The sequence below is a fragment of the Collimonas fungivorans genome (assembly GCF_028292705.1).
Taxonomy (GTDB): Bacteria; Pseudomonadota; Gammaproteobacteria; order Burkholderiales; family Burkholderiaceae_D; genus Collimonas; species Collimonas fungivorans_B.
Map to the genome: position 1 here is coordinate 1 of NZ_JAQGLV010000272.1, position 4,524 is coordinate 4,524.

General features: G+C 63.2%; 2 protein-coding genes. One reads left to right on the top strand and one right to left on the bottom strand.

The features are described from left to right. Positions 1–133: 133 nt before the first annotated feature. Positions 134–370 carry a hypothetical protein gene (locus JWQ61_RS15205; protein ID WP_304361270.1) on the bottom strand — a complete coding sequence of 79 codons (237 nt, stop codon included), beginning with the start codon at positions 368–370 and terminating at the stop codon, positions 134–136. A 165-nt stretch (positions 371–535) separates the two neighbouring features. Between JWQ61_RS15205 and JWQ61_RS15210 the strand changes: the two genes are divergently transcribed. Then, on the top strand, positions 536–4,524 hold a 3,989-nt coding region (locus tag JWQ61_RS15210; RefSeq protein ID WP_304361271.1), incomplete at its 3' end, for an NAD-glutamate dehydrogenase.

Consider the following 4,524-nt stretch of genomic DNA (forward strand, 5'->3'; position numbering starts at 1 on the left):
GGCGGAAAACAGCACCAGACCGAGGGCCTGGCTTTCCGGAGGGCAAAACATGGAAGGTTTTCCGCGGTTCGGTCGGAACGGCTAAACCAGGATGTCGGGAATTGCGTTTTTGACGTGAGTGGGGACGGCGATTTCAGGGAAAAACAGGCGCTTTTCCCTTGCCGATAAAGTTTTTGCCACGCGCGTGGTCCATGGCGCGGCGCACCATCGACTGCGCTTCTTCGGCCGCTATACCGTAGTCTGCGTAGTCTGAAAAGCGGCTGCCAACCTCCACCTGCTGCAGGAATTGGCGTAGGCGCTGTTCCGCCGCCTCGGGCTGGGAGCCAAACACCCGCTGGAGTATGGTGTCCCGCGCTGGGGCGGCGCCCATGCCGTGCGCGGCACCATCGGCAGCGTAAATTAGCACAAGCTCTTTACCGCAAGATGACAAGGCGCGCCGCCAGAGTTGTTTTTTTTAAAAGCCTGTGGTTTTGTGTCTGTCATAGGTAGAATCTAAGCAGAGTAAGACTTGAAGTTAACTGTCCGAAAGAGAACCATGCCCAACACCGCCGCAGAAAGAAAACAGCAAAAACTGACAGAGATGGTCGAATTCGCGCGCGATCGCCTCGCGCCGGAAGTGTTTGCACCGATGCAAGCTTTCCTGGTTGAGTATTACTCACAAGTGGGGGAGGAACAGATACTGAGCCGCGACATCGCCGACCTGTACGGCGCCGCCGTCGCCCACTGGCAGTTTGCGCGGCATTTTGTCAGCGGCACGCCGCGCGTGCGCATCTACAATCCGCGGGTGGACGAGCATGGCTGGCAATCCGGCCACAGCGTGATCGAGATCGTCAACGACGACATGCCGTTCCTGGTCGATTCGGTAAGCACCGAGATCAATCGCCTCGGCTTGACCCTGCACGCGGTGATCCACCCGGTGTTCCGGGTCTGGCGCGACGCCAGCGGCCAGGTCGAAAAAATCCAGCGCGCCAGCGAAAACGGCGGCAAGGATAGTGATAAAGCAAAACTGGAATCGACCATCCATATCGAAGTAGACCGCTGCACCGAAGCCGCCCGGATGGAAGAAATCCTGGCCGGCGTGCTCAAGGTGCTGGGCGATGTCCGCGCCGCGGTGGAAGACTGGCGCCAGATGATGACCGCCGCCAGCGCCGCGATCGACGACCTCAAGCAGCAGGACAACAGCGATGCCGCGCAGCAGGGCGAGATCGCCGAGGCGCGCGCCTTCCTGGAATGGATGATAGACGATCATTTTACGTTCCTTGGCTATCGCGACTACGAACTGGTGGTCAGCGACGGTGAAAACTACCTGCAGGGCGTACCCGGTTCCGGCCTCGGCATCCTGCGCGATTCCCTGCGCGTCGCCGACAGCGCCGACATGACCAAGCTGCCGGTCAGCGCGCAAGGCATCATCGATGCGCAATCGCCGATTTTCATCACCAAGGCCAATTCGCGCGCTACCGTGCACCGCGCCGGTTACCTCGACTATGTCGGCGTCAAGCGCTACGGCGCCGGCGGCAAGGTGATCGGCGAGCGCCGCATTGTCGGCCTGTATACCTCGACCGCCTACATGGTGCCCACCAGCGAGATCCCGCTGGTGCGGCGCAAAGTGGCGAAGGTGCTGGAGCGCGCCGGTTTTGTCCCGAGAGGGCACCTGGCCAAGACCTTGACCACCATCCTCGAGCAGTATCCGCGCGATGAACTGTTCCAGGTCGACGAAGACGAGCTGTTCGATACCGCCAGCGGCATCCTGCGCCTGGAAGAGCGCCAGCGCACCCGCCTGTTTGTGCGGCGCGACGCTTTCGGCCGTTATGTTTCCTGCCTGGTGTTCGTGCCGCGCGACCGTTTCAACACCGAACTGCGCGAACGGATCCAGGACTTGCTGCTGGAAGCCTTCAACGGCACCGGCGTCGAATTCACGCCCTTGCTGTCGGAATCGGTGCTGGCGCGCATCCAGTTTATGGTGCGCACCGAGCCGGGCAGCGTTGCCGACATCAATGTCGAACAGCTGGAAGCGCGCATCGTGCAAGCCACGCGGCGCTGGCAGGACGACCTGACCGAAGCCCTGCTGGAACAGCGCGGCGAGGAGCAGGGCACGCGGCTGCTGCGCCGTTACGCCACGTCATTCCCGGCCGGTTTCCGCGAAGACTATTCGGCGCGCACCGCGGTGCACGACATCGCCTTGCTGGAAGCCGCGCAGCAGGAAACCGGCCTGGCCATGAGCCTGTACCGTCCGATCGAAGCGGCGCCGGCCTCGCTGCGCCTGAAAATCTACCGCGCCGGCAAGCCGATGGCCTTGTCGCAGAGTTTGCCGATGCTGGAGCACATGGGCGTCAAGGTCAACGAAGAGCGTCCTTACCGCATCGAGCTGCAGGACGGCGAGCCGGCCTGGATCCACGATTTCGGCATGCAGAGCGCGGATGACAGCGAAGTCGAGATCGACCGCATCAAGGGCGTGTTCGAAGATGCGTTCGCCCGTGTCTGGAGCGGCGAGGCGGACAACGACGATCTCAACCGGCTGGTGCTGCGGGCCCGGCTCAACTGGCGCGAGGTCACCATCTTGCGCGCCTATGCGCGTTACCTGCGGCAAGTCGGCTCCACTTTCAGCAACGCCTATATCGAACAGGCCCTGACCGCCAACCCGGCGATTGCGCGCAAGCTGGTTGAACTGTTCCTGGTGCGCTTTGATCCGTCCCAGGCGGCCGGCGCTGAAGCCAAGGCCAAGTCCTTGCTGCAGCAGACCGAAGAAGCGATGGACCAGGTGCCGAACCTGGACGAGGACCGCATCCTGCGCCAGTTCCTGGGCGTGATCAGCGCCACCTTGCGCACCAACTATTTCCAGCGCGGCGCCGACGGCCAGCCCAAGCCTTACCTGTCGTTCAAGTTCGATCCGGCCAAGGTGCCGGGGCTGCCCGCGCCCAAGCCGATGTTCGAGATCTGGGTCTATTCTCCGCGTTTCGAGGGCGTCCACCTGCGCGGCGGCAAGGTTGCGCGCGGCGGCCTGCGCTGGTCCGACCGGCGCGAGGATTTCCGCACCGAGGTGCTGGGCCTGGTGAAGGCGCAGATGGTCAAGAACGCAGTGATCGTGCCGGTCGGCTCCAAGGGCGGCTTCGTGCTCAAGAACGCGCCGCCGACCAGCGACCGCGACGCCTACCTGCGCGAAGGGGTGGCCTGCTACCAGAATTTCCTACGCGGGCTGCTTGACCTGACCGATAATCTGGTCGACGGCAAGGTAGTGCCGCCGCAAGACGTGGTGCGCTACGATCCTGACGATCCTTACCTGGTGGTGGCGGCCGACAAGGGCACCGCCAGCTTCTCCGATTACGCCAATGCGGTTTCCGCCGAATACGGTTTCTGGCTGGGCGATGCCTTTGCCTCCGGCGGCTCGGTCGGCTACGACCACAAGAAAATGGGGATCACCGCACGCGGCGCCTGGGAAGCGGTCAAGCGCCACTTCCGCGAAACCGGCCTCAATACCCAGGAACAGGATTTCACGGTGGTCGGCATCGGCGACATGTCCGGCGACGTGTTCGGCAACGGCATGCTGCTGTCGCGCCATATCAAGCTGCTGGCCGGCTTCGACCATCGCCATATTTTCCTCGACCCGGAGCCCGATCCGGCCGCCAGCTTTGCCGAACGCGAGCGCCTGTTTGCCTTGCCGCGCTCAAGCTGGGCCGACTACAACACCAGCCTGATTTCCGGCGGCGGCGGGATTTTTGCGCGCAGCCTCAAGACCATTCCGCTGACGCCGCAAGTGCAGGCAGCACTGGGCATCAGCGCCAGCGAACTGGCGCCGACCGAGCTGATACGCGCCATCCTGCTGGCGCCGGTGGACCTGCTCTATAACGGCGGCATCGGCACCTACATCAAGGCAACCCGCGAAAGCCATGCCCAGGTCGGCGACCGCAGCAACGATGCGATACGCGTCAACGGCGCCGAGCTCAACTGCAAGGTGGTGGCCGAGGGCGGCAACCTCGGCTGCACCCAGTTCGGCCGCATCGAGTTTGCCCAGAAGGGCGGCCGCATCTGCACCGACGCCATCGACAATTCAGCCGGCGTCGACTGCTCCGACCATGAGGTGAATATCAAGATCATGCTCGGCCTGATCGTCAGCGAAGGCGAAATGACCGAGAAACAGCGCAACAAGCTGCTGGCGGAAATGACCGAGGAAGTCGGCTTGCAGGTACTGACCGACAACTACTACCAGACCCAGGCGCTGTCGGTGGCGGGCCGCCGCGCCGCCAGCCTGCTGGAACCGGAATCGCGCCTGATCCGCTTCCTGGAACGCGCCGGCCGGCTGGACCGCGCGGTCGAATTCCTGCCGTCGGAAGAAGAGTGCGCGGAACGCAAGACCGCGAAACAGGGGCTCACCGCACCGGAACGCGCGGTGCTGATGGCATATAACAAGATGTGGCTGTATGAAGAGCTGCTGGCTTCGGATTTGCCGGCAGACCCGTTCATCGCCAGTTCGCTGGCCGCTTATTTCCCGCAGCCGCTGCGCGAACGTTATCCGGACGCCATGCAGCG

Bases quoted from the DNA above. Each gene is read 5' to 3' on its own strand.
- JWQ61_RS15205 (WP_304361270.1), bottom strand. From the start codon at position 370: ATGGGCGCCGCCCCAGCGCGGGACACCATACTCCAGCGGGTGTTTGGC.